The organism is Streptomyces sp. NPDC046887 (assembly GCF_040644755.1).
Lineage (GTDB): Bacteria > Actinomycetota > Actinomycetes > Streptomycetales > Streptomycetaceae > Streptomyces > Streptomyces lichenis.
The window spans coordinates 1-21,063 of record NZ_JBEYXH010000036.1 but is presented as its reverse complement, the minus strand read 5'-3'; the positions used below and the strand labels follow the sequence as shown (position 1 = coordinate 21,063).

18 protein-coding genes are annotated in these 21,063 nt (G+C 74.3%); 12 read left to right on the top strand and 6 right to left on the bottom strand.

The genetic code is table 11. The features are described 5' to 3' along the window. Positions 1–10 precede the first annotated feature (10 nt). Positions 11–1,231, bottom strand: coding sequence for a cytochrome P450 (locus ABZ945_RS26310; protein ID WP_361274180.1), 1,221 nt, complete (start codon positions 1,229–1,231; stop codon positions 11–13). A 189-nt stretch (positions 1,232–1,420) separates the two neighbouring features. On the opposite strand from ABZ945_RS26310, the gene ABZ945_RS26305 reads away from it, so the two are divergent. Continuing rightward, positions 1,421–2,287, top strand: coding sequence for a polysaccharide deacetylase family protein (locus ABZ945_RS26305; RefSeq protein WP_361274178.1), 867 nt, complete (start codon positions 1,421–1,423; stop codon positions 2,285–2,287). A gap of 23 nt (positions 2,288–2,310) precedes the next feature. On the opposite strand, the gene ABZ945_RS26300 is transcribed toward ABZ945_RS26305, so the two are convergent. Beyond that, positions 2,311–2,979, bottom strand: a complete 669-nt coding sequence (locus ABZ945_RS26300) for an AIM24 family protein (protein ID WP_361274175.1) — start codon at positions 2,977–2,979, stop codon at positions 2,311–2,313. 70 nt (positions 2,980–3,049) lie between these two features. Here ABZ945_RS26300 and ABZ945_RS26295 point away from each other — a divergent pair, with 70 nt between their 5' ends. Then, on the top strand, positions 3,050–3,736 hold the full coding sequence (locus ABZ945_RS26295; RefSeq protein ID WP_361274172.1) for a peptidyl-tRNA hydrolase: 687 nt from the start codon (positions 3,050–3,052) through the stop codon (positions 3,734–3,736). 30 nt (positions 3,737–3,766) lie between these two features. Here ABZ945_RS26295 and ABZ945_RS26290 read toward each other — a convergent pair whose 3' ends face one another. After that, positions 3,767–4,150 carry a hypothetical protein gene (locus tag ABZ945_RS26290; protein WP_361274169.1) on the bottom strand — a complete coding sequence of 128 codons (384 nt, stop codon included), beginning with the start codon at positions 4,148–4,150 and terminating at the stop codon, positions 3,767–3,769. 137 nt (positions 4,151–4,287) lie between these two features. Continuing rightward, the gene (locus ABZ945_RS26285) at positions 4,288–4,647 is read right to left on the bottom strand and encodes a hypothetical protein (RefSeq protein WP_361274166.1); all 360 of its coding nucleotides are present in this window, start codon (positions 4,645–4,647) and stop codon (positions 4,288–4,290) included. Between the two features lie 252 nt (positions 4,648–4,899). Here ABZ945_RS26285 and ABZ945_RS26280 point away from each other — a divergent pair, with 252 nt between their 5' ends. The 4 genes from ABZ945_RS26280 to ABZ945_RS26265 all read left to right on the top strand — a co-directional run bounded on the left by ABZ945_RS26280 (position 4,900) and on the right by ABZ945_RS26265 (position 9,028). Next, positions 4,900–5,673, top strand: a complete 774-nt coding sequence (locus ABZ945_RS26280) for a DUF4142 domain-containing protein (RefSeq protein ID WP_361274163.1) — start codon at positions 4,900–4,902, stop codon at positions 5,671–5,673. Between the two features lie 161 nt (positions 5,674–5,834). After that, positions 5,835–7,172, top strand: a complete 1,338-nt coding sequence (locus tag ABZ945_RS26275) for a DUF692 domain-containing protein (protein ID WP_361274161.1) — start codon at positions 5,835–5,837, stop codon at positions 7,170–7,172. After that, complete coding sequence (locus tag ABZ945_RS26270) at positions 7,169–8,176, top strand: TIGR04222 domain-containing membrane protein (RefSeq protein ID WP_361274158.1); 1,008 nt, start codon at positions 7,169–7,171, stop codon at positions 8,174–8,176. Before ABZ945_RS26275 ends, ABZ945_RS26270 begins: the two co-directional genes overlap by 4 nt. Before the next feature lie 84 nt (positions 8,177–8,260). Further along, entirely contained in the window at positions 8,261–9,028 is a 768-nt protein-coding gene (locus ABZ945_RS26265; RefSeq protein ID WP_361274155.1) for a TIGR04222 domain-containing membrane protein, read from the top strand. A gap of 224 nt (positions 9,029–9,252) precedes the next feature. Here the strand turns inward: ABZ945_RS26265 and hemQ are convergent, their stop codons facing one another. Both hemQ and hemG read right to left on the bottom strand, forming a co-directional pair. Continuing rightward, the gene (gene hemQ / locus ABZ945_RS26260; RefSeq protein WP_361274152.1) at positions 9,253–9,966 is read right to left on the bottom strand and encodes a hydrogen peroxide-dependent heme synthase; all 714 of its coding nucleotides are present in this window, start codon (positions 9,964–9,966) and stop codon (positions 9,253–9,255) included. A gap of 4 nt (positions 9,967–9,970) precedes the next feature. Next, positions 9,971–11,446 carry a protoporphyrinogen oxidase gene (gene hemG, locus ABZ945_RS26255; protein WP_361274149.1) on the bottom strand — a complete coding sequence of 492 codons (1,476 nt, stop codon included), beginning with the start codon at positions 11,444–11,446 and terminating at the stop codon, positions 9,971–9,973. A gap of 48 nt (positions 11,447–11,494) precedes the next feature. On the opposite strand from hemG, the gene ABZ945_RS26250 reads away from it, so the two are divergent. The 6 genes from ABZ945_RS26250 to ABZ945_RS26225 all read left to right on the top strand — a co-directional run. Continuing rightward, positions 11,495–12,895, top strand: a complete 1,401-nt coding sequence (locus ABZ945_RS26250; RefSeq protein WP_361274146.1) for an FAD-dependent oxidoreductase — start codon at positions 11,495–11,497, stop codon at positions 12,893–12,895. Between the two features lie 547 nt (positions 12,896–13,442). Next, positions 13,443–15,020: an AbfB domain-containing protein gene (locus ABZ945_RS26245; protein ID WP_361274143.1), complete on the top strand. Its 1,578-nt coding sequence runs from the start codon at positions 13,443–13,445 to the stop codon at positions 15,018–15,020. Positions 15,021–15,088: 68 nt separating this feature from the next. Continuing rightward, entirely contained in the window at positions 15,089–15,712 is a 624-nt protein-coding gene (locus ABZ945_RS26240) for an RICIN domain-containing protein (RefSeq protein ID WP_361274140.1), read from the top strand. A 32-nt stretch (positions 15,713–15,744) separates the two neighbouring features. Beyond that, the gene (locus tag ABZ945_RS26235; protein ID WP_361274138.1) at positions 15,745–16,371 is read left to right on the top strand and encodes an RICIN domain-containing protein; all 627 of its coding nucleotides are present in this window, start codon (positions 15,745–15,747) and stop codon (positions 16,369–16,371) included. 145 nt (positions 16,372–16,516) lie between these two features. Beyond that, entirely contained in the window at positions 16,517–17,602 is a 1,086-nt protein-coding gene (locus ABZ945_RS26230; RefSeq protein ID WP_361274135.1) for a hypothetical protein, read from the top strand. Positions 17,603–18,203: 601 nt separating this feature from the next. After that, positions 18,204–21,063: hypothetical protein (locus ABZ945_RS26225; RefSeq protein WP_361274133.1), on the top strand; the 2,860-nt coding region annotated here is incomplete at its 3' end.

Sequence of the window (21,063 nt, the reverse complement as noted above, 5' to 3'; positions counted from 1 at the left end):
CACGCGGGGTTCACCAGGCGACCGGGAGCGCCTCCGGCCCTCGGATGAGGGTGCGGCGGCGCCAGGGCACCTCCTCCGGCGGGACGGCGAGCCGCAGCGCCGGGAAGCGGTCGACCAGGGTGTCGACCAGCAACTCGGTCTGCATCCGGGCGAGCATGGCGCCCGCGCAGTAGTGCGGGCCGTGCCCGAAGGAGACATGCGGGTTGGGCGCCCGGTCGAAGTCGATGCGCTCGGGGTCGGGGAAGACGTCCGGGTCGCGGTTGGCCGAGAGGTACGAGACGTAGACCGCCTCGCCCGCGTGGATCCGCACCCCGTGCAGTTCGACGTCCTCGCAGGCGATCCGGGCGAGCCCGACGGCGCTGCGGTGCGGGATGTAGCGGAGCAGCTCGTCGGTGAAGCGGGCGCGGTTCTCCGGTTCGGCGCGCATCCGCTCCAGCAGGGCGGGGCGGGTGAGCAGCAGGAAGAACATGTTGCCGACGTTGTTGGTCACCGCCTCGCCGCCGATCTGGAGCGGGCCGGCGACGCCGATGGCCTCCTCCTCGGTGAGGTCGCCGCGCCCCACGGCCGCGCCCAGCAGGGAGACCACGTCCTCCCCGGTGGCGCCCCGGCGGGCCCGGACCTCCTCGGCGAACCAGCCGTACATCCCCTCCTTGGCGCGGGCGGTGGCCTCGGCGCCGGCGGCGGAGACGATCTGCCGGGTCCAGGCGGCCATCCGCTCCCGGTCGGCCTCCGGGATGCCCATGACCTCGCAGATGGTGGTGAGCGGGAAGGGTTCCAGGACACGGGCGGTGAGGTCGGCCGGCGACCCGTCCTCGACCATCGCCTCCACCAGTTCGTCCAGCATCTCCTGGCAGCGGGCGCGCAGCCGCCCCACGCCGCGGGAGGTGAAGGCGGGGGCGACGGCGGTGCGCAGCCGGTTGTGGTCGGGCTGGTCGGCGAAGGCGAGTGAGCCCGGCTTGGGCTTGAAGTGCGGGGCGATCCGGGTGACCTGGCCGGTGGCGACCTCGGCCCGGCTGAAGCGCGGGTCGTTGACGACGGCCTTCACGTCCTCGTAGCGGGTGAGCAGCCAGGCCCAGCCCTCGCCGTGGGCGAGTTGGACGCGGGTGATCGGGCCCTCGCGCATCAGCTCGCCGAGCACCGGGTCGAAGTCGGTCCCGGTGAGGTCGAGCGAGGGCCAGTGCCGCACGGGCGGCGGACCCAGCAGGGGGCGGGTCGCGGTGTCCTCGGTCATGCGTCCGTCTCTTTCGTGGGGCGGGGCTTCGTGTCGGCTCGGATTCGTGCCGGCGGGGAGCGGGCTCCCGTTCACGATCGCCCGGACGGGGCGGGACCTCGCGCTGGACTACTCCGGACGGCAGGGGTGGGAGCCACCGGTGGCCGCCCGGTACGGCAGAGCTGATCCGATGATCATATATTTCAATACGTGACGAGCTTCGTACGAAAAGTGACGATCTGGGCGCTGGCCCCGCTGCTCCCCCTCTGCCTGACCGGCTGCGGCGACCCCGCGGCGCCGGGGCCCGCCGGACCCACGGCGGCCGCCCGGCCGAGTAGCGCGCCCCCCGCCCCCCGCTCCCCCGCGCCGCCGGTCCTGGCGCCCGGCCCGGGCGGGCTGACCCCGGTGTTCACCCGCGGCAGCGCGGCCGGGGGCAAGACGGTCGCCCTCACCTTCGACGCCGATATGACGGCCGACCAGGGGCCCCGAGCGGCGAACGGCGAGCGGTTCGACAACCCGGAGCTGATCGCCACCCTGCGCCGCCTCACAGTGGACGCGACCGTGTTCATGACCGGCCGATGGGCCGAGGAGTACCCGGACCAGGCGAAGGCCATCGGCACCGACCCGCGCTTCGAGATCGCCAACCACTCCTACAGCCACCACGCCTTCACCGGCGACTGCTACGGGCTGCCCCGGGTGGGCCGCGAGCGGATGGCGGCCGACGTACAGCGGGCCTTCGACGCGTTCAAGGCGGCCGGGGCGCGGAACACCGTGCCGTACTTCCGCTTCCCCGGTGGCTGCTACGACGACGAGGCGCTGCGCGCGCTGGGCCCGGCGAAGGTGACGGCCGTCCAGTGGGACGTGGTCAGCGGCGACGCCTTCGCCACGGACGCGGACGCGGTCGCCGAGCAGGTCCTGGACGGCGTCAAGCCCGGCTCGCTGGTGGTGATGCACTGCACCCGCAGCGCGGCCCCGGCCACCGAGCGGGCGATCCGCCGGATCGTGCCCGAACTGCGGGCGCGCGGCTACCGGTTCGTCAAGGTCTCCGAACTGATGGCCGGCGCCCGGCGCGGCTGACGCCGGGCGCCGACCCCGTAGGACTACTCCGGCTTGGGCACCAGCTCGCTCGGGCGGACCACGACGAAGCCCTCACCCTCCAGCTTGAGCTGCACCGCCTCGCCGGAACCGCCGCGGATCATCGAGCCGACCGACTGCGAGCGGTGCAGTGAGGTGCCCAGCTGCGCGCTCCAGCCGACCACGGCATCCGTGTCCACGTAGACCGGCTGGTTGTGCGAGACCGGGATGACGATCGGGTTGCCGTCGCAGACCAGCGCCAGCTTGCCGTGCCCGGTGAACACGCTGTTGAACAGCCCGCCGCCGGTCATCCCGGCGCCCTTCACGGTCTTGATCTCGTACGCGAGGGTGGCGTCGAAACAGAGCACGTTGCGCCCGTTGACGGTCAGCGCGTCCCCGGGCTCGATGTCGACGATGAAGCAGTTCTGGGCCTCGTGCGCGAACCAGGCCTCGCCCTGTCCGCGCACCGCCATCAGCGCCAGGCCCTCCCCGGTGACGGCCCGCTTGAGCATCCCGCCCAGGCCCTGGCCCTTCCGCTCGAACTGGAGGTTGCCGCGGAAGGCGACCATCGATCCCTGCCGGGCGTGCATCTCCCCGTTGACGGTGTACTTGACGGACTTGGCGTTCTGCAGGGCCATCCCGGGGGCGGAGGCCTGCTGCGCGAGGTTCTCGGCTGCGAAAAGGTCGCTCTTCATGCGGGCATGGTCGCCCGGAACAGGCCGTTCCGCCAAGATCGGTGCCCCGGGCACCTGGCAGACTGGCCGGGTGAGCAGCACCGATGACCCCCGTGACGCCCGTCCGCAGTATGTGCTCCCGCTCGTCGTACGGCTGGAGCGGGACGCCCCGCCCGCCCGTACCGACGCCCTGGAGGCCGCCGCCCGCGCCGTGCTGGTGATGCTGTCCGACGACCGCTCCCACGGGGAGGGCGAGTGGGCCGAGGCGATGGGCGCCTGGCAGGACGCCCGGATCCGCAAGGTGGTCCGCCGGGCCCGGGGCGCCGAGTGGCGCCGGGCCGCCGCCCTGCCCGGGCTCACGGTCACCGCCGGCACCGCCGAGGTACGGGTGTTCCCGCCGGTGCCGCTGGACGGCTGGCCCAAGGAGCTGGCCAAGCTCCAGGTCTCCGGCACCGAGCTGGCCGACCCCGACGACCCGCCCGCCCGGACCCCGGAGCAGGCCCTGCTGTGGCTCAGCCCCGAGCTGTCGATGTCCACCGGCAAGGAGATGGCCCAGGTCGGCCATGGCGCCCAACTGCTCTGGTACGCCCTCGCGGAGCCGGACCGCAAGGCCTGGCGGGAGGTCGGCTTCCCGCTCACCGTCCGCACCGCGAGCGCGGGCGATTGGAGCGGGCTCACCACCGCCGGCCTCCCGGTGGTCCGGGACGCCGGCTTCACCGAGATCGCCCCCGGCTCCTGCACCGTGGTCGCCGACCACCCGGCGGCCCGGCGGGACTAGGACGGGCTGCCCGGAGACACGGGCCGGGGATCAGGAGGGGTTGCTCAGGGCGTTGCTCACGCCCTGGATCTTCAGTGCGCCTGCCAGGTCGCCGACCCGTGCCGTCGGGCCCTCCAGGGCCGTCATCGCACTCTGGATGTCCATGATCGAGGGGGCGTCCGCGCCGCCGCACTGGTTGAGGGCGGTTCCGACGGGCAGGCCGAGAAGGTTGCCGTTGGCCGTGCCGGTGTCCGCGGTGGTGGCTCCGTCCGCACGGGGCTGGGTGTGGTGGTTGGCGCAGTTGGTGCCGAAGGCGGGTGAGAGGAAGTCACCGACACCGCCGGCGGCGGCCGGGGTGGCGGCGAGGACGGAGCCTGCGGTGATACAGCCAGCGGTCGACACCAGCGCTACGAGTCGGCGTGTACGGGTCGTCATGGGCTGTCAACGAGCAGGGAGGTTGCCGGTTGCGCGCAACCCGGGGCGTCCGCCGCGCGACGCGCGCCCTCACCGGCGTCGCAACGCCGTACTCCGCGCATGAGGCGAGGCGACGGCAATGCCGCCCCGCCCCAAGCTCAGCGGAACTCGTGCACCAGCTCGATCGGCCCCACGAGATGGGCGTTGAACTCGTCCAGCTCCTCGGCCGGCACCCACAGCTCCAGGATGGTCCGGCCGCCCGCCTGCCGCACTGGGTAGCGGCGCAGGAAGTCGGTGTCCACCGCGAAGCGGGTGACGAAGCCGGCGCCGTCGTGGCGGACGTTCCAGTCCCGGGCGATCATGACCGCGTACTCCTCGTTGAGCACCGGGTAGAAGATCGGCTGGTCGGGGAGGCGCGGCGGCCAGGCGCGCCAGCCGGAGTCGCGGACGAGATCCAGCTCCACCGGCCCGGTGGGGCGCCACAGGGTCGTCGCCCGGGGGGTGCTGCTGGCGGTCACGGCCGATCGGTCCTCGCGTCGGGATCAGGGAAGATCACGACGGTACGCCCCGAACCACCCCCCTGAGCAGCGTTTTTCTCCGCCGCACTCCGGGGCGGTGTGAGCGAAGTCGCATTCCATAACCGGCATACCCGGCGCCCTCCTCGGCCGTCCGGCGGAACTGAACAGTCCGCCCCCGGTATACGTACCTCCCAGTAATGCATCGGCGTCAGGCATCGGCGTCCTGCGTCCGGCTCGGGAGGCACCCACTTGTTGCGACGTATCAACGGCACGGCCCTCATCCTCGCGGCCCTGGTCGCCACCGTGGGGGCGCTGGCGTTCCCGGTCTGGTCCTACGCCGACCGCTCGGGCACCGGGCAGGCCAACCTCAACGCCTCCACCGTGGCCACCCAGTGGGGGCCGCTGTCGGCGCTGGACCGGGACTTCCTGGTGAAGGTGCGGCTCGCCGGGCTGTGGGAGCTCCCCGCCGGGCAGCAGGCCATCGAACGCGCCCCCAGCCAGGCCATCAAGGACGCCGGCGACCATCTGGTGGTCGGCCACACCGACCTGGACCAGCGGGTGCGGGACGTCAGCGCCAAGCTGGGCGTGGAGCTGCCCAACCAGCCCACCGAGCAGCAGCAGGGCTGGCTGCGGGAGCTGTCGGCGGCCCAGGGCCAGGAGTACGACCGGAAGTTCGCCAACCTGCTGCGCAACGCCCACGGCAAGGTCTTCGCGGTGGTGGCCGAGGTACGCCACACCACCCGCAACATGCTGGTGCGGCAGCTGGCGTCGGACGCCAACCAGACGGTGCTGGACCACATCACGATGCTGGAGGGGACCGGCATGGTCGACTTCGACGCGATAGCCAACGAGGCCGCCGGGGGCGCCACGGCCAGCCCCTCCGGCCCGCCGCCGCCCAACGGCAACCTGCCGCCGGCCCCCTCCCCGGCCCGGCCCAGCGGTGACGGGTCCTTCACCTCGCGCCCGTCCACCCAGCCCGGCGCCCCCACCGCCGTCAACACCAACCGGCCCGCCCCGGGCAACTGACCCGTAACCCCTCCCCTTGGCCCCCCAACCTCAAATGAAGCTCTGAACAGCGCCGGGTGCGGATTGACCGCCGCCCGGCGGGGCCATCACCCCTGCGACCGGAGTACCGGATGATCGGATCACCGGACGGACGACGAGTCCGGAGCGCGGAGGTGAGGGACATGACGGCAGGGATGGCGGCACTCGGGGTGGGGATCGGCTGGCGGCCGGAGATCGCGGAGGCGGTCGAGGGGCTGGCCGCCGGCGGCCCGGGCGGGGTCGACTGGGTGGAGGTGGTGGCGGAGAACGTCTGCCCCGGCCACCTCCACCCCTCCCTGGCCCGGCTGCGCGAGCGGGGCGTCACCGTCGTCCCGCACGGGGTGTCCCTCGGGCTCGGCGGCGCGGACCGCCCCGACCCCGGCCGGCTCGCCGACCTCGCCGTCCGGGCCGAGGCCCTGGGCGCGCCACTGGTGACCGAGCACATCGCCTTCGTACGGGCCGGGGGGCCGCTCACCGGCTCACCGCGGCTGGAGGCGGGCCATCTGCTGCCGGTGCCGCGCACCCGCGAGGCCCTGGACGTGCTCTGCGAGAACGTGCGGATCGCCCAGGACAGCCTGCCGGTGCCGCTGGCGCTGGAGAACATCGCCGCCCTGTTCGGCTGGCCCGGCGAGGAGCTGACCGAGGGGCAGTTCCTGGCCGAGCTGGTGGAGCGGACCGGGGTGCGGCTGCTGATCGACGTGGCCAATCTGCACACCAACCACGTCAACCGGGGCGAGGACCCGGCCAAGGCGCTGGCCGAGCTGCCGGTGGAGGCCATCGCCTACGTCCATGTGGCCGGCGGGGTGGAGCGGGACGGCGTCTGGCACGACACCCACGCCCACCCGGTGCCCCCGGCCGTGCTGGACGTCCTCGCCGACCTCGCCTCCCGGGTGTCCCCGCCGGGGGTGCTGCTGGAGCGGGACGACGACTTCCCGCCCCCCGGTGAGCTGGCCTCCGAGGTCGCGGTGATCCGCGAGACGGTGGCTGGTGGCGGGGCCGGGCGGGCGGGTGCCGATGCGGGCACCGATACGGACGCGGGGCGGCCCCGGGTGGTCGCGGCCGCGGGGGGCGCCCGGGAGCGGCTCGCCCTCGCCCAGACCGCGCTGCTGTCCGGCCTGGTGGCCGGCGGGCCGGTGCCGCAGGGCTTCGACGCGGCCCGGCTGCGGGTGCAGAGCCGGGCCCTGACGGCCAAGCGGGCCGGGGTGGTCGCCAAGGTGGCCCCGGAGCTGCCGGGCATCCTCGGCGAGGGCTACCGGCCGGCGTTCGGCGGGTACGCGGCGGGCCGGCCGATGCGGGACGGCTACCGGCGGGACGCCCTGGACTTCGCCGAGCACCTGCTCAGCCGGAACCTGCCGGAGGACCCGGCCGCCCGGCGCGAGCTGACCCACTGGTGGCGGGACCGGGCGGGCGCACGGCCGCCCGGCCGGACCACCCGGCTGCTGCGGGCCGCCCGTACCGCGCTGACGGGAGCCCGGGCATGAACACCCTCACGCTGCTGGTGTACGCGGCCGTGCTGGTCGCCTCGGTCGTGCTGGTCGCCTCGGTGATGCGGCGCGGGCGCGGCGCCCGGACGGCCGACCGGGTGCCGCTGGACCGGTCGGAGGCGGCCTTCCTCGGCGGCGGCCCCGCGCGGGCCGTGGACGCGGCGATCGCCGCCCTGCACGCGGACGGCCGGGTGGTGGTCGGCGGCCCGGGGATCATCACCGTGGTGCGTCCGGAAGCCCGGGACACGGTGGAGCGGGCGGTGCTGGACACCCTCGCCGCCGCGCCGAACGGCGCCCTGCACACCGTACGGCTGGCGGCCATGCGCCACCCGGCCGTACAGGAGGTCGGGGACGGCCTGGCGGCCCGGGGGCTGCTGCGCCCGCCCGGCCATGAGCCCGGCGCACGGCGGCTGGCCGGGGCGCTGGCCGGGGGCAGCGTGCTGCTGCTGTTCCTCGCCATCCCGCTGACCTTCATCCAGATGGCCACCGCCTTCGACGCCTTCGACCGGGACTTCCCGGTGCCCTTCGTCTTCACCGTGATCCCCGCGGTGGTGGCGGGTGTGGTGGTGGGCGCGGTCTGCCGCAATCTGCTGGGCCGCCACACCACCCGGGCCGGCACGGCCGCCCGGGACGAGTACCGCAGGGCCTACGCGGCGTCGGCCGACCCGGGGGCGCTGGTCGCGGCGCAGGGGCTGCGCGCACTGCCGGACCGGGCCCTGTTCGAGCAGCTGGTCGCGGCGGCCCGGATGAGCGGCGGCCGGGGCAGGCGCCGTTCGGCGGCCCAGGGCTCCACCGACGACAGCGCGCTCTACGCCGGAGGGGCCGTCGTGGTGTGGTGCGCCTCGACCGCTCCCGGCGGGAGCGACGGCGGGGGCGGCGGCTGGGGTTGCGGCGGAGGCGGCTCCGGTTGCGGCGGCGGATCGAGCTGCGGCGGCGGAAGCAGTTCCAGTTGCGGTGGCAGCAGCGGCGGGTCGAGCTGCGGAGGCGGCAGCTCCGGCTGACCGGGCCCGGAAGCCCGCCGCGCCCCCGTCCACATGGTGAATATCCTGTGGCGGTCCCCTGGGCCGGTGGCGTACAACTCCGGCATGCTCTGGGTCCCTCTTCTGCTGGTCACCTGGGTCGCCGCGGCCCTCAGCTGCGTACGGCTCTGCCTGACCGCCGTGGCCGCCGCCGACCACCGCCCCGGCCCCGAGAAGCCCGGCTCCACCGCCGAACTGACCTTGCACGAGGCGGCGTTCCTGGCCGGGGGCCCGCAGCGGGTGGCCGAGCTGACCCTGGTCTCGATGCACCGGCGGCAGCGGGTGCTGCTCGCCCACACCGGCTGGGCGACGGTGGTCCGGCCGGACGGCGGGGACGAGTGGGAGCGCTCGGTCCTCGGAGCGATCGGCCCCGAGGGGCAGTCCCCGATAGCCGCGGTACGCGCCGGGGCCTCCGCGGACCAGCCGGTACGCAGCCTGGCGGACCGCCTGGTCGACAGCGGGCTGGCGGTCGCGGCCGACACCCGGGCGGCGGTGCTCGGGGCGCTGCGCGCGGTACGGGCCTCCACCGCGCTGACCGTGGCGCTGGCCGCGGCCGCCGTACTGCTGCTGCCCGAGGCGCACACCCCCGGCGCACCCGAACTGGCCTGGTTCGGGCTGCCGCTGGTGCTGACCACGGGCTGCCTGGTGATCGCCCGGTTCGAATGCCGGCCGTACACCGGCTGGGCCTCTCCGGCCGGGCAGCGGCTGCTGCGGCGGCTGAGCCCCCGGGACCCGCTGTCGGCGGTGGCGGTCGGCGGGGTCGGCACCCTGGACGACCCGGCGCTGCGGGCGGCGCTCAGCACCCCGCACCCGCGGGCTCTCGGCATCCGCTAGCGGCCCGGCGTACGACGAAGGGTGCGGCGCGCGTACATGACGCGCGCCGCACCCGGAGCGGGACCCTCTACGGCGGTCCGGTGTCGCTGGAGCGGCCGACGGACGGGGCGGGGAAGCGCGGTCACGCACCCCCGGCGCCCGCCGGCCGTCTGATCTTCCGGACCGCGGGTCTCCCGCGGAGAAGTGACCGCGGCCCTGGCAAGGCAACGGTCCGGTGGCCGGCGTTACGCCAGCCCGGCCACCAGATCCGCCACCGACTTGCGGCGGCCGGTGTAGAACGGCACCTCCTCGCGGACGTGCATCCGCGCCTCGGAGGCCCGCAGATGGCGCATCAGATCCACGATCCGGTACAGCTCGTCCGCCTCGAAGGCCAGGATCCACTCGTAGTCGCCCAGCGAGAACGAGGCGACCGTGTTGGCACGCACATCAGGGTAACCGCGGGCCATCTTGCCGTGGTCGGCGAGCATCCGGCGGCGGTCCTCGTCCGGCAGCAGGTACCAGTCGTAGGAGCGCACGAACGGGTAGACGCTGACGTAGTCGCGGGCCGTCTCGTCGGCGAGGAACGCCGGGATGTGCGACTTGTTGAACTCGGCCGGGCGGTGCAGCGCCATGTTCGACCAGACCGGCTCCAGCGCCCGCCCGAGCTTCGTACGCCGGAAGAGGTTGTACGCGTCCTGGAGGGCGTCACTGGTCTCGGCGTGCCACCAGATCATCAGGTCGGCGTCGGCGCGCAGACCGGACAGGTCGTAGGTGCCGCGGACGGTGACGTCCTTCTCGGCGAGCTGGTCGAACAGCTCCTGGACCTCGTCGGCGTAGCCGGCGCGGTCGGCGGGCAGCACCTCGCGCAGCTTGAAGACGGACCACAGCGTGTAGCGGATGACCTCGTTGAGGTCCTTCGCCTTCTTGCCGGCGTTCGGGATCTTTTCGGGCGCACTCATGGGGCTATTCTCGCCCCCCGCCCGCGGTGCCGTGCGCCAGGGTCGGCATGGCGAGGATCTCGTCGGCCGCGCGGTGGGCACTGGCCACACAGGCGGGGATCCCGACCCCGTCGTAGACCGCCCCGCAGACCGCCAGACCGGGCAGTTCGGCCACCGCCGCACGGATCCGGGCGACCCGGTCGAGATGGCCCACCGGGTACTGCGGCAGCCCCCCGGTCCAGCGGGTGACCACCGAGGCGACCGGCGCGGCGGTCAGGCCGGTGGCGGCCGCCAGATCGGTCCGTGAGGCGGCGACCAGCTCCCCGTCCTCCCGGCGCAGATGCTCCTCCTCCCGGTGCCGCCCCACCGAGGTGCGCAGGAACAGCAGCTCGTCCGAACCCTCGTCCGTCCAGCGCCACTTGCGGGAGGAGAAGGTGGACGCCTTGATGGTGCGCCCGTCCACCGGCGGGACCAGGAACCCGGAGCCGGCCGGCAGCACCGCCTCCGCCTCCGCGCGCCGGTAGGCGAGGGTGACCAGGGCCATCGAGGCGTACTCCACGGCGGCCAGCTCGGCCGAGGCCGCCGGAGCCAGCGAGGCCAGCAGCTCGGAGGCCGACCAGGCGGGTGTCGCCAGCACCACCGCGTCCGCCTCGATCAGCTCCGCCCCGGTCCGCACCCGCCACCCCTCCCCCGTCCTCGTCACCTCGTGCACCGGACTGTCCAGCCGGATGTCGCCCCCCGACCCGGTGACCGCGTCCGCGACCGCCCCCGGCAGGGTGCCCACCCCGCCCGCGATCCCCAGGAAGACCGGCCCGCTCGCCCCGGCGGCGGCCCGCTGCACCGCCCGTACCGCCTCCAACAGCGTCGGATGGCGCCGGGCCTCCTCGTACAGCTTCGGTACGGCGGCCCGCAGCGAGATCCGGTACGCGTCCCCCGCGTACACCCCGCCCAGCAGCGGCTCGACCAGCCGGTCCACCACCTCGCGGCCCAGCCGGCAGGCCACGAACTCCCCCACCGCCACATCACCGTCCAGCTCCTCCGGATCGATCGGCGGCAGGGCGTCCTCCGCCCCGATCCGCTCCGTACCCTCCGCCGACAGCAGCCCGGCGAGCGCGGCCGGATCCCCGGGCACCCCCATCACATGACCCTTGGGCATCGGCCGCAGGGCGTCCCGGGTCCACACCGAGGCGGTGGCGGTGGCCGGCGGCTGGAGCCGGTCGCCCAGGCCGACCGCCCGGGCCAGCTCCACCGCCTCGGGCCGGCGGGCCAGCATCGACTCGGCGCCCAGATCCACCGGGGCGCCCGCCAACTCCCCCGCCTGGAGCTTGCCGCCGAGCCGGGTGGTGGCCTCCAGCACGGTGACCCGCGTCCCGGCGGCGGCCAGCCGGTGGGCCGCCGCCAGTCCGGCGATACCGCCGCCGATGACGACGGTGTGCCCGCCGTGCCCCGTACCGGCGTCCGCCGCCGTCCCCGCCCCGCTGATGCCGTTGGTGCCGTCCATGCGGCCACTCTCTCAGACGCCCCAGCCGCACCGCGTAGCGTGTCGGCCATGGCATCCACAGGACGCGAACGACTGGTGGTCATCGGCGGCGACGCGGCGGGCATGGCGGCCGCCTCGCAGGCCAGACGGCTGAAGAAGCCCGAGGACCTGGACATCATCGCCTTCGAGCGGGGCCACTTCACTTCCTACTCGGCATGCGGCATCCCCTACTGGGTCGGCGGCGAGGTGGACGGCCCGGACGCCCTGATCGCCCGCACCCCCCAGGAGCACCGCGAGCGCGGTATCGACCTCCGGCTGCGCACCGAGGTGGTGGAGCTGGACCCGGACCGCTCCCGGGTGCGCACCCGGCAGGTGGACTCCGGTACGTCTCCCACGGAGGAGTGGACCGGCTACGACAAGCTGGTCATCGCCACCGGGGCGCGCCCGGTGCGGCCGCCGCTGCCGGGCATCGACGCGGCCGGGGTGCACGGGGTGCAGACCCTGGACGACGGGCAGGCGCTGCTGGACACCCTGGGGCGGCTGGAGGGCGACCACGGCCGCCGCGCGGTGGTCGTCGGCGCCGGGTACATCGGCGTGGAGATGGCGGAGGCGCTGCTGCTGCGCGGCTACCGGGTGACCGTCCTCAACCGGGGCGAGCAGCCGATGTCCACGCTCGACCCCGACATGGGCCGGCTGGTCCACCAGGCGATGGACGGCCTGGGCATCGAGACCGTCGCCGGAGCCGACGTGACCAAGATCCTCACCGGCGAGGACGGCCGGGTACGGGCGGTGGCCACCGACGACGCCGAGTACCCCGCCGACGTGGTGGTCCTCGGTATGGGCGTGGCCCCCGAGACCACCCTCGCCCGGGACGCGGGGCTGCCTCTCGGCTCCTTCGGCGGCCTGCTCACCGACCTCTCCCAGCGGGTGCGCGGCCGGGAGGACGTCTGGGCCGGCGGGGACTGCGTGGAGGTGCTGGACCTGGTCTCCGGCCGGGAACGCCACCTCCCGCTCGGCACCCACGCCAACAAGCACGGCCAGGTCATCGGCGCCAACGTCGGCGGCGGCTACGCCACCTTCCCCGGCGCGGTCGGCACCGCCGTCAGCAAGGTCTGCGACCTGGAGATCGCCCGCACCGGGCTGCGCGAGAAGGACGCCCGCGCCGTCGGCCTCCAGTACGTCACCGCCACCATCGAGGCGACCAGCCGGGCCGGCTACTACCCGGGCGCGGCCCCCATGACGGTGAAGATGCTCGCCGAACGCCGCACCGGCCGGCTGCTGGGCTGCCAGATCGTCGGCCGCGAGGGCGCGGCCAAGCGGGTCGACATCGCGGCGGTGGCGCTCACCGCCGGGATGACGGTCGAGCAGATCGTCGCCCTGGACCTCGGCTACGCCCCGCCGTTCTCCCCGGTCTGGGACCCGGTCCAGGTCGCGGCCCGCAAGGCGGTCGCCGCGGTGCGGGCGGGCTGACGCCCAGGCTGTGCGGGAGGGGCGGCGCCGTTTCTCTGCGACGGCGCCGCCCCTCCCCCTCCGCTCTCAGCTGCCGACCGCGGTCTTGGTGAACTTCTGCGGGGAATCGGTCACATCGGGGTGGCGGATTGTACGACGCCGGGTGCAGTGATCTGGTCCATGTGTGTCAGCACACACTTTTCCCTCGCATCTTCTTCGCGAGAGTGGGCCTGTCGCGACATGGACGGGCCCCGGGCCCCACGAGCCGTGTGCCGCCTGGGACGCAAGCGTGTCGGAGGGGTGACCCAATGACGTGATACCTGCTGGCGACGCCATAGGGAATGGAGCATTCCGTTTTACTGCTCAGTGCTCCACGGTTCACACAAGGCGACTTCCAGCCGAAATTCGGCCTCAAAATGCGCCTTGAACAGCGATTTCGGCCAGCCGACGCACGGAAACCTTCACATTCACTTTGACTCCCCCGGGTTGATCTTCAAGACTGCGCCCCGACCACCTGGCACTCGATCGGCAACCGAGTGCGGGACCTGACAGGGGGACCGAGATCAGCATGAAGAACAACCCGAACTCCGCCCGTGTGCGGAGGGCCGTCACCCGCGGGCTGGTGACCGCCACCGCGATCGCCTCCGTGACGGCGGTGGCCGCGCCGCAGACCGCCATCGCCACCCCGCCGGCCGCCTTGGCCGCCGCAGCCGACATCGACACCACCGACATCCAGCGGGTCGACGCCGCCGCCGTGGTGCGCCTGGACCCGAGTCCAGACACCCTGCTGCTCAGCGACCTCGACTTCATCCATGCCCTCTGGCAGAAAGCCCGCGACGGCGGGGAGACCTTCGACGCGGTACGGCAGGCCGCCGAGGCCGCCATGATGAGCGAATCGGCCGACGAGCACGTGCGGTTCATCGTCACCGGCATCCATGAGGCGTACGCCGTGGACAAGCAGCGCGAGAAGGACAAGGCCGACGCCGAGCGCGCCGCCCGGCTCGCCAAGTCCCAGGCGCTGACCGCCATCGGCATCCCCAGCAGCCCCGACCTGCTCGACCTGGGCGATGACAACTTCATCCGCGCCGTGATGCGTCACCAGGCCGCTGGGCCCGAGGTACGCACCGCCGCCGCCACGGCCCTCGCCGGGGACCCGGCCGCCTGGCAGGAGTTCATCGCCAACGGCGCCCGCGAGGCACACCAGCGCGATATCGCCAACGAGCTGAAGGAGCTGGAGGAGAAGGACCGCGTGGAGGCCGAACGCCGCAAGGAGCTCGCCGCCCGCACCAACGCGGCCGCCCTCTTCCGCATCACGCCCTCCGAGGCCATGCTCGCCCTCGGCGACGACAACTTCATTCGTGAACTGCTGCGTGTCGCCCCGGCCGACGCCAAGGGCAGCGAGCTGTACGCGGCGGCCCAGCGCGCCGTCCTCAGCCCCGATCCGGCCGTGTGGAAGCAGTACATCCACACCGGTGCCGAAGAGGCATACAAGAAGGACGATGAGGCACGCCGCAAGCAGATCGCCGACGCCAACCGCCGGCTCGCGCTCCAGATCCAGGCCGCCGCCGAGAAGATCGGCGTCAACCCGCACCTGGTCGCCACCGCCAAGAAGGCCCTGGCCGGCACCGATGAGGACGTCGCCGACTTCCTCAAGCCCGAAAGCCAGTACCGGGCCAAGCGCCAGTCGTTCCAGCCGGCGAGCGGCAAGCCGGCGGGCTTCTACGTCCGCCAGTCCGCGCCCGACGCCGGAGAGGCGTTCCTCGCGCCCCTGACCACCGCGTCCAAGCAGACCGACCGCGAGGACGGTACCTGGGTGGTCGTCCCCGCTCTCGACGGCAAGCCGGGCTGCTACTCCCTTGAGTCCTCCCGCAAGGCAGGCCACTACCTCACCCACAAGGCCCTTCGGGCCAGGATGGCCGCGAGCGACAACAGCACGCAGTTCCGCAAGGACGCCACCTGGTGCGCCAAGAAGGGCCTGAGCGGCTCAGGCACCTCCTTCGAGTCGTCCGCACAGCCCGGCCGCTACCTGCGCGCACACCAGGGCGACCTGTACGTCGCCAACAAGACCGCCAAGAACAGCTTCGACGTCGAGAAGGACTTCGCCCAGGACGCGTCCTGGAAGATCGTCACCCCGCTCGCGCGCTGACCGCGCGGGCGGTGACCACCTCACCCGCGCGCCCTCTCCCTTCAGACTTGAGAAGAACGGAAGCACCCATGCCCCGGATCGTCCGATCCGCCCTGACCGTCGCGGCCGGTGTCGCCGCGCTCGCCGGCACCGTGACCGTCGCCGTCGCCGACGAGGCGCGTCCCGAGCCGACCCCCGCCATCACTACCGCTGCCACGTCCACCGCCGACGCCCGCGCCGCCGCGGTCGCGGCCTCGGCACCCTCGGCCCTCCAGCTCAGGGCCGCACACAGCGACAAGTGCCTCACCATCCCGAACGCCGGCTTCCGCAACGGCGCCAACAGCGTCCAGTCGACCTGCGTCGCGGACGCCGAGAACCAGCGCATCGACCTGGTGCCCACCGGCGCCGGCACCTTCGAGCTGCGCTTCGGGCACAGCGGCAAGTGCCTCGACGCGGAGAGCGCCGGCACCAAGAGCGGCACGCCAGTCCAGCAGTGGTGGTGCGTCGGAGCACAGAACCAGCGCTGGCGCATGGTGATGGTCGACATCACCAGCGAGCTGTACGAGCTCAGGCCCGCCCACATCCCTGTCTCCGCGAACCTCTGCGTGGACATCGATAGCGGCAGCAAGGTGGACGGCGCGGCCGCCCGGCTGTGGGCCTGCAACGGCACGCCCGCCCAGCAGTGGCGCATCCACCCGGTCACGGGCACCTGAGCTTCCGACACGCGAGAGAAACGGATCATCACATGTCTCGGACCATCCGGGCCGTCCTGACGGCGGCCGCAGCCGTCGCCGTCCTCGCCGGCACCGCCACCGCCGTCCAGGCCGACGAAGACCCCACCCGCCCCACCACCTCGGCCGCCGCCGAAGCGGCCCGCCAAGCCGCGGCCGCCGCCGCGGCAGCCCGCGCGGAGGCCGTCTCCCGTGCCCAGGTGCCCCAACAGGTCGTCACCCTCACGGCCGCCCACAGCGGCAAGTGCGTGGAGATCGAGGGCGGCAAGACCACGGACGGCGTCAATGTCCAGCAGTACGACTGCAACGGCACCGATTCCCAGAAGTGGAAGGCCGTCGCCACCACTGGCGGAACCTTCGAACTGCGCAACGTCAAGAGCGGAAAGTGCCTTGAGGTCCAGGGGCAGAGCGTCGAGTCCGGCGCGGCCGTCCAGCAGTTCGCCTGCGGCCAGGGTCCCCACCAGCGCTGGCGGATGATGCTGGTCGACCACGTGCGCAAGCTGTACGAACTCCAACCCGCGCACGCCGCGGAGAAGTGCGTCGACGTGCCCGCACAGAAGCAGGACAACGGCGTCGATCTCCAGCTCTACACCTGCAACCGCTCCGTCGCCCAGCTGTGGCAGGTCCGGTCGGTCGCGTGAACCGGCCGGACGGCGCGCAGGCGTGCGCGTGCTGAACGCCGCGATGGGGTGGAGCCGCACCCGCGGTCCCGCCCCGGCGGCCGTGAACCGTACTTCTTTCCCAAGGGGGGTCCTTGAGTTGAGTCGTCAGAGGAGATGTGCGCAGGTGGTGACCGCCGGCGCGCTGGCCTGCGCGATCACCCTCGCGGGCGGCGTACCGGCGTGGGCGAGCGTCCCCGCCGCCGTACCGCCCGTGCTGTCCTTGCAGGAACTGCCGCAGCAGGCGCTGTCGCCGGAGCTGGCCGCCGCCGTCGAGGAGGCCCGCAGGCGGGTGACGTCGATGGCGAAGACCCACCCCGCCGCCGAGGTGCGGACCTCGGCGTGGAACGCCCTGCGTAGCACCCGGGGGGACCAGGCACTCCTGGAGTGGCTCGCCCCCGGTGGCGGCTTCGACGGCGCGAAGCAGCGCGCCCGGGATACCCGCGCCCGCAACAAGGCGTTCTGCGAGCGGGTGATCGCCACCCACACGGCGCAGTTCTCCCCGCAGACGCGGGCCGCTGCCACCCGCGCCCTGAAGGGCGGCGCCGCCGAGCAGGCCGCCTTCGTCGCGACCGGCTACGCCGAGGCACAGCGCAGCGACCGCGCCGCCCGTGAAGCCGGCGAGCAGCAGCGGCTGGACGTCGCCGCCGCCGACCGCGAGTTCGTCCGCGCCCTCGGTACCCAGGACCCGGGCGAGCAGGTGCGCGTCGCCGCCCAGTGGGCGCTGCGGCCGGGAGCCACGGACGCCGACGTGGCGGAGTTCTTCGGCTACGGCTGGGCCACCGGCGCCACGCTGGACCTGGCCGCGTACCGCACCCGGGTGGCCGATGCCGAGGCGGTGCGCCACCACACGCTGACCCGTCTGATCGCCGCGGCCACGGCGGCCGAGGCGGCGGTGACCGGCGCGGCCGACGCGGCTCGCGCGCGTGCGGAGGCGGAACGCGCCTGGCAGTCGGTGGCCGAGCACGCCGGAGCGGCGCAGCGTGCCTGGCAGGCCGAACAGGCCGCCGCGGCCGCTCAGGCCGAGAACTGGCGGATCGTCGCCCGGCTGTCCCGCGAGTCCGCCGAGCGCCTCTGGCAGGCGATATCCGGCACCGCGGACGACCACGAGGCCGCCTGGTCCGGGGAGCGGACAGCCGCGGACGGGGCGGCCGCGTTCTGGCAGGCCATGTTCGAACGCGCCCAGGACGGCGAGAACCGCACCCGGGTCTGAACCGGTCCCCGCCCCGGTCACGGCCGGCCCCGCCCGTGACCGGGGCGGGGCCGGGCAGGCCGTCACGTCCGTGAGCGGGGACACGCTGAGAGCGTACGGGCGGGGAGTGCGCGTGGCCGGGGCCGGGACTTCGGAACCCGGCTCCGGCCACGGCCCCGGCCAACGACTTCAGGCCCCGGCACGGTGCCGCAGATCCGGCCCGGCACAGGAGCCCCCGCCCGGGCCCCGCACTCGTCCCCCTGGCCCGTGATGTCCGGAACCCCGCCCGCACGGGTCCGGAGATCAGACTCCCGGCCCACGAGTTCCGGCCCCGGCCCGGCACAGGTCCGGAGATCAGGCCCCGGCCTATGAGCCCCGGCCCCGGCCTGGCACTGCCCGGAAGTCCGGCCCACAGCCGATGAGTTCCGGCACCGTCCCCGGACACCGGGCGTCCGGCCGCCGGCCCGTGACCGGGGCCGGCCGGACGGCACACCGACCACCCCGCCCCACGATGGGCCGGGGTATTTCCATCCACTCGTCGAGGGGGATTCCCATGAGGGGACGATTCCGGCCCAGAGCCGGAGGGCCGCGCGCAGGCGCGGCCGTGCACATACGGAAGGCCGTGTCCGTGGTGATCGCCGTGGCGGTGCTGGGCACCGCGACCGGTGAGGCCGCCGCCTCGACCTCCGTACACACCGAGCAGGCATCACTGACGCGGACGCTCCAGTCACTGGACCGGCTCGCGGCGGCGGTGAAGCCGCAGAGCGGCAACCCTGCCCCGCCCGCGCCCGCCCGGTCCGAGCTGGACCGGATCAGCGACGAGCGCGACCGGCAACTGGTCGAGGATTTCGCGGAGTTCGATGAGGAGGATGAGGTCCGCGAGGCCGCCAGGAAGGCGCTGGAGAGCACTGACCCTCACGCGATCCGTGACTTCCTGGAGCGCGGTGAGGCCGAGGCCAGGCAGCGTGCCAAGGACAAGAGGAACGCGACCGATGTCGCCAACCGCGGCACCATCGAGGCGCTGCGCGGCACCGGCGGGCCGTTCTTCAACGCGGAGGTCGAGCGGGTCCTGAAGGGCACCCCCCGGGACCGCGCGGACTTCCTGGCCTTCGGCTCCGACATCGCCCGGCAGCGGGACAAGGAGACGGAGCAGAACGAGCAGCAGCGCGCGGCGGAGAACCGGAAGCGGGTCGAGATGCTCGCCGCGGTCGGCGGACCCGAGGTGAAGCGCACCGCGCTGGCCGCTCTGGCCGCCGGTGACGACAAGGTGATCGCCGACTTCCTGGAGAAGGGCTACCTGGTCGCCGCGCGGAAGGATGCGGACGACCGGGAGGCCCACGAGAAGGCCCAGAAGGAAGCGCTGGAGGCGGCCGAGCGGCTGCGCGAGCTGGCGGCGAAGGCGTCTACCGCCGCCGCTGCCCGCACCAAGCTGATCGCCGCCCACGGGGATGCCGTAAGGGCCCTGAAGACCGCGTCGAACGCGATGAGCGCGGCGGGGGCCCAGTCCCGTGAGGCCGATCGGATGCTCGCCGCCGACAAGGCCGGCAAGCGGCTGTCGGACTACACCGCGGTCAAGGCCGAGGTGGCACGCCAGATCGGTGTCGCCGAGGGCGCGGCGAAGGCGGCCCAGGTGGCCGCCGGGCAGGCCAAGGCGCAGGCCGATGTGCTGGTCGGGACCGGTCTGACACACGGGGTGCAGTGGTCCGAGGTGGCCTCCGGCATCGCGGGCGCGGCGGACGCGGCGGCCAAGGCCGCGGCGACCGCGCGGCACGCGGTGGACGCCACCGCCGCCGACGCGGCCGGGCTGAACTCCCAGAACGCGGCCCAGCTGCACGCCCAGCAGGCCGCCAAGTGGCGTGCCAACGCCGAGGAGCACGCCAAGGCCGCGGCCCGGCTCGCCGACGCCGCCGCCTCTCAGGCGCGGATCGCTGCGGACGCGGCGGCGAAGTCGCGCCAGGCGCGGATCGCCGCCGAGCAGGCCGAGAAGGAGGCGTGGGAGCACGCCCGAAAGACGCGGGACGCCCGGGTGGAGGCCGAGCGCCAGGCGCGGGTCGCCGCTGAGCAGCGGGCCGTCGCCGAACGCGAGCGAGACCTCGCGGCGGCCGCGCGGGCGCGTGCCGAGCGGGAACGGGACATCGCCGCTTCGGCACGCGCGCGTGCCGAAGCCGAGGCCCGTACCGCCTCCGCCCTCCGGGCCGACGCCCAGGCGGCCGCGGCCACGGCCGCCGAGAAGCGGGCTACCGCGCAGGTCCAGGAGGGCTACGCGGCCAAGGCCGATGAACTGGCACGGGGCGAGGAGACCAAGGCCCGCACTGCACGCGACAAGGCCGTCGAGGCCGAACGCCTTCACAACGCCGAAGCGGCCAGGGCACGGGCGCTGGAGGCGATGGCCGCCAAGATCATGGGCAGCGAGTACGCCGAGACCGCCCGCGCGGCCGCCACCGAGGCGCGCTCCGCGGCCGACGCCGCCGGAGCGGCGGCCGGTACGGCACGGGGCGCGGCCGACCAGGCGTCGGCCGCGGCGGTCCGTTCCCGCTCGGCGGCCATCGAGGCGGCCGGAGCGGCGGCATGCGCTCGGGCGGCGGCCGCCGAGGCCACCGCGCACGCGGCACGCGCCAACGCCGCCGCCAACAAGGCCGAGGCGGCCGCCTCCGCGGCGAACGCGGCGGCGAACCGGGCCGACGCCGAGGCCGCGCTCACCCGCGCCGCCGCGCGGCGGGCCGACGCCAAGGCGGCGGAGGCCACCGCGCAGGAGGCCCGGGCGGGCATCGCGGCCCATGAGGCGTCCCGGCTGGCCGGGCTGGCCGCCGTCCACGCCAACCAGGCGCTCCAAGCGGCCAATCGGACCCGTGACGAGGCCGAGGGTGCCACCCGGGAGGCGGCGATGGCCCGCCTCCAGTCCACCATCGCGCTCCAGGCCGCCGCGTCGGCCCGTACCACCGCGGCCGGCATCGCCGATCCGGCGAACACCGCCATCGCGCTCACCGCTCCGTTCACCGCCACGGACGTCGCCGCCGACTTCGCCGCCGACGTCGCCAAGGCGGCCCAGGCGATGGGTCAGGCCGAGGTCACCAAGGCGGAGACGCGGGCGGCGGAGGCGGTCAAGGCGGCCCAGGCCGCCGAGGCCGCGGCGGCCCAGGCCAACGCCCAGGTCGCTCCGGCATTCAAGGCGGCTGCCGCTGCCTCCCGTTCCTCCGCCGACGCGGCCCGTTCCGCAGCGGCGGCGATGAAGTCCGCCGCCCAGGCGGCCGATGACGGCGCCAAGGCCCGGGCCGCGGCCGTCCGCGCGAACCAGGCCGACGTCCAAGCCCAGGCTGATGCGAAGCTCGCTCGCGCGGCCGCCGACCAGGCGTTCGCCGACGCGGCCGCTGCCCGCAACGCCGCCACCCAGGCGGAGGCCGAGGCGGCCCGCGCCCGGGGCGCCGCCCCGGCGGCGACCACCACGTTCCGGCCCAGCCGGGCGCCGGGCAGGATCACCGCGC

Coding starts and splice junctions, on each gene's coding strand:
- hemG (WP_361274149.1), bottom strand. CDS start 11,446: ATGGACGGCACCAACGGCATCAGCGGGGCGGGGACGGCGGCGGACGCC.
- ABZ945_RS26290 (WP_361274169.1), bottom strand. CDS start 4,150: ATGACGACCCGTACACGCCGACTCGTAGCGCTGGTGTCGACCGCTGGC.
- ABZ945_RS26270 (WP_361274158.1), top strand. CDS start 7,169: ATGAACACCCTCACGCTGCTGGTGTACGCGGCCGTGCTGGTCGCCTCG.
- ABZ945_RS26265 (WP_361274155.1), top strand. CDS start 8,261: ATGCTCTGGGTCCCTCTTCTGCTGGTCACCTGGGTCGCCGCGGCCCTC.
- ABZ945_RS26235 (WP_361274138.1), top strand. CDS start 15,745: ATGTCTCGGACCATCCGGGCCGTCCTGACGGCGGCCGCAGCCGTCGCC.
- ABZ945_RS26245 (WP_361274143.1), top strand. CDS start 13,443: ATGAAGAACAACCCGAACTCCGCCCGTGTGCGGAGGGCCGTCACCCGC.
- ABZ945_RS26275 (WP_361274161.1), top strand. CDS start 5,835: ATGACGGCAGGGATGGCGGCACTCGGGGTGGGGATCGGCTGGCGGCCG.
- ABZ945_RS26310 (WP_361274180.1), bottom strand. CDS start 1,231: ATGACCGAGGACACCGCGACCCGCCCCCTGCTGGGTCCGCCGCCCGTG.
- ABZ945_RS26250 (WP_361274146.1), top strand. CDS start 11,495: ATGGCATCCACAGGACGCGAACGACTGGTGGTCATCGGCGGCGACGCG.
- hemQ (WP_361274152.1), bottom strand. CDS start 9,966: ATGAGTGCGCCCGAAAAGATCCCGAACGCCGGCAAGAAGGCGAAGGAC.
- ABZ945_RS26240 (WP_361274140.1), top strand. CDS start 15,089: ATGCCCCGGATCGTCCGATCCGCCCTGACCGTCGCGGCCGGTGTCGCC.
- ABZ945_RS26300 (WP_361274175.1), bottom strand. CDS start 2,979: ATGAAGAGCGACCTTTTCGCAGCCGAGAACCTCGCGCAGCAGGCCTCC.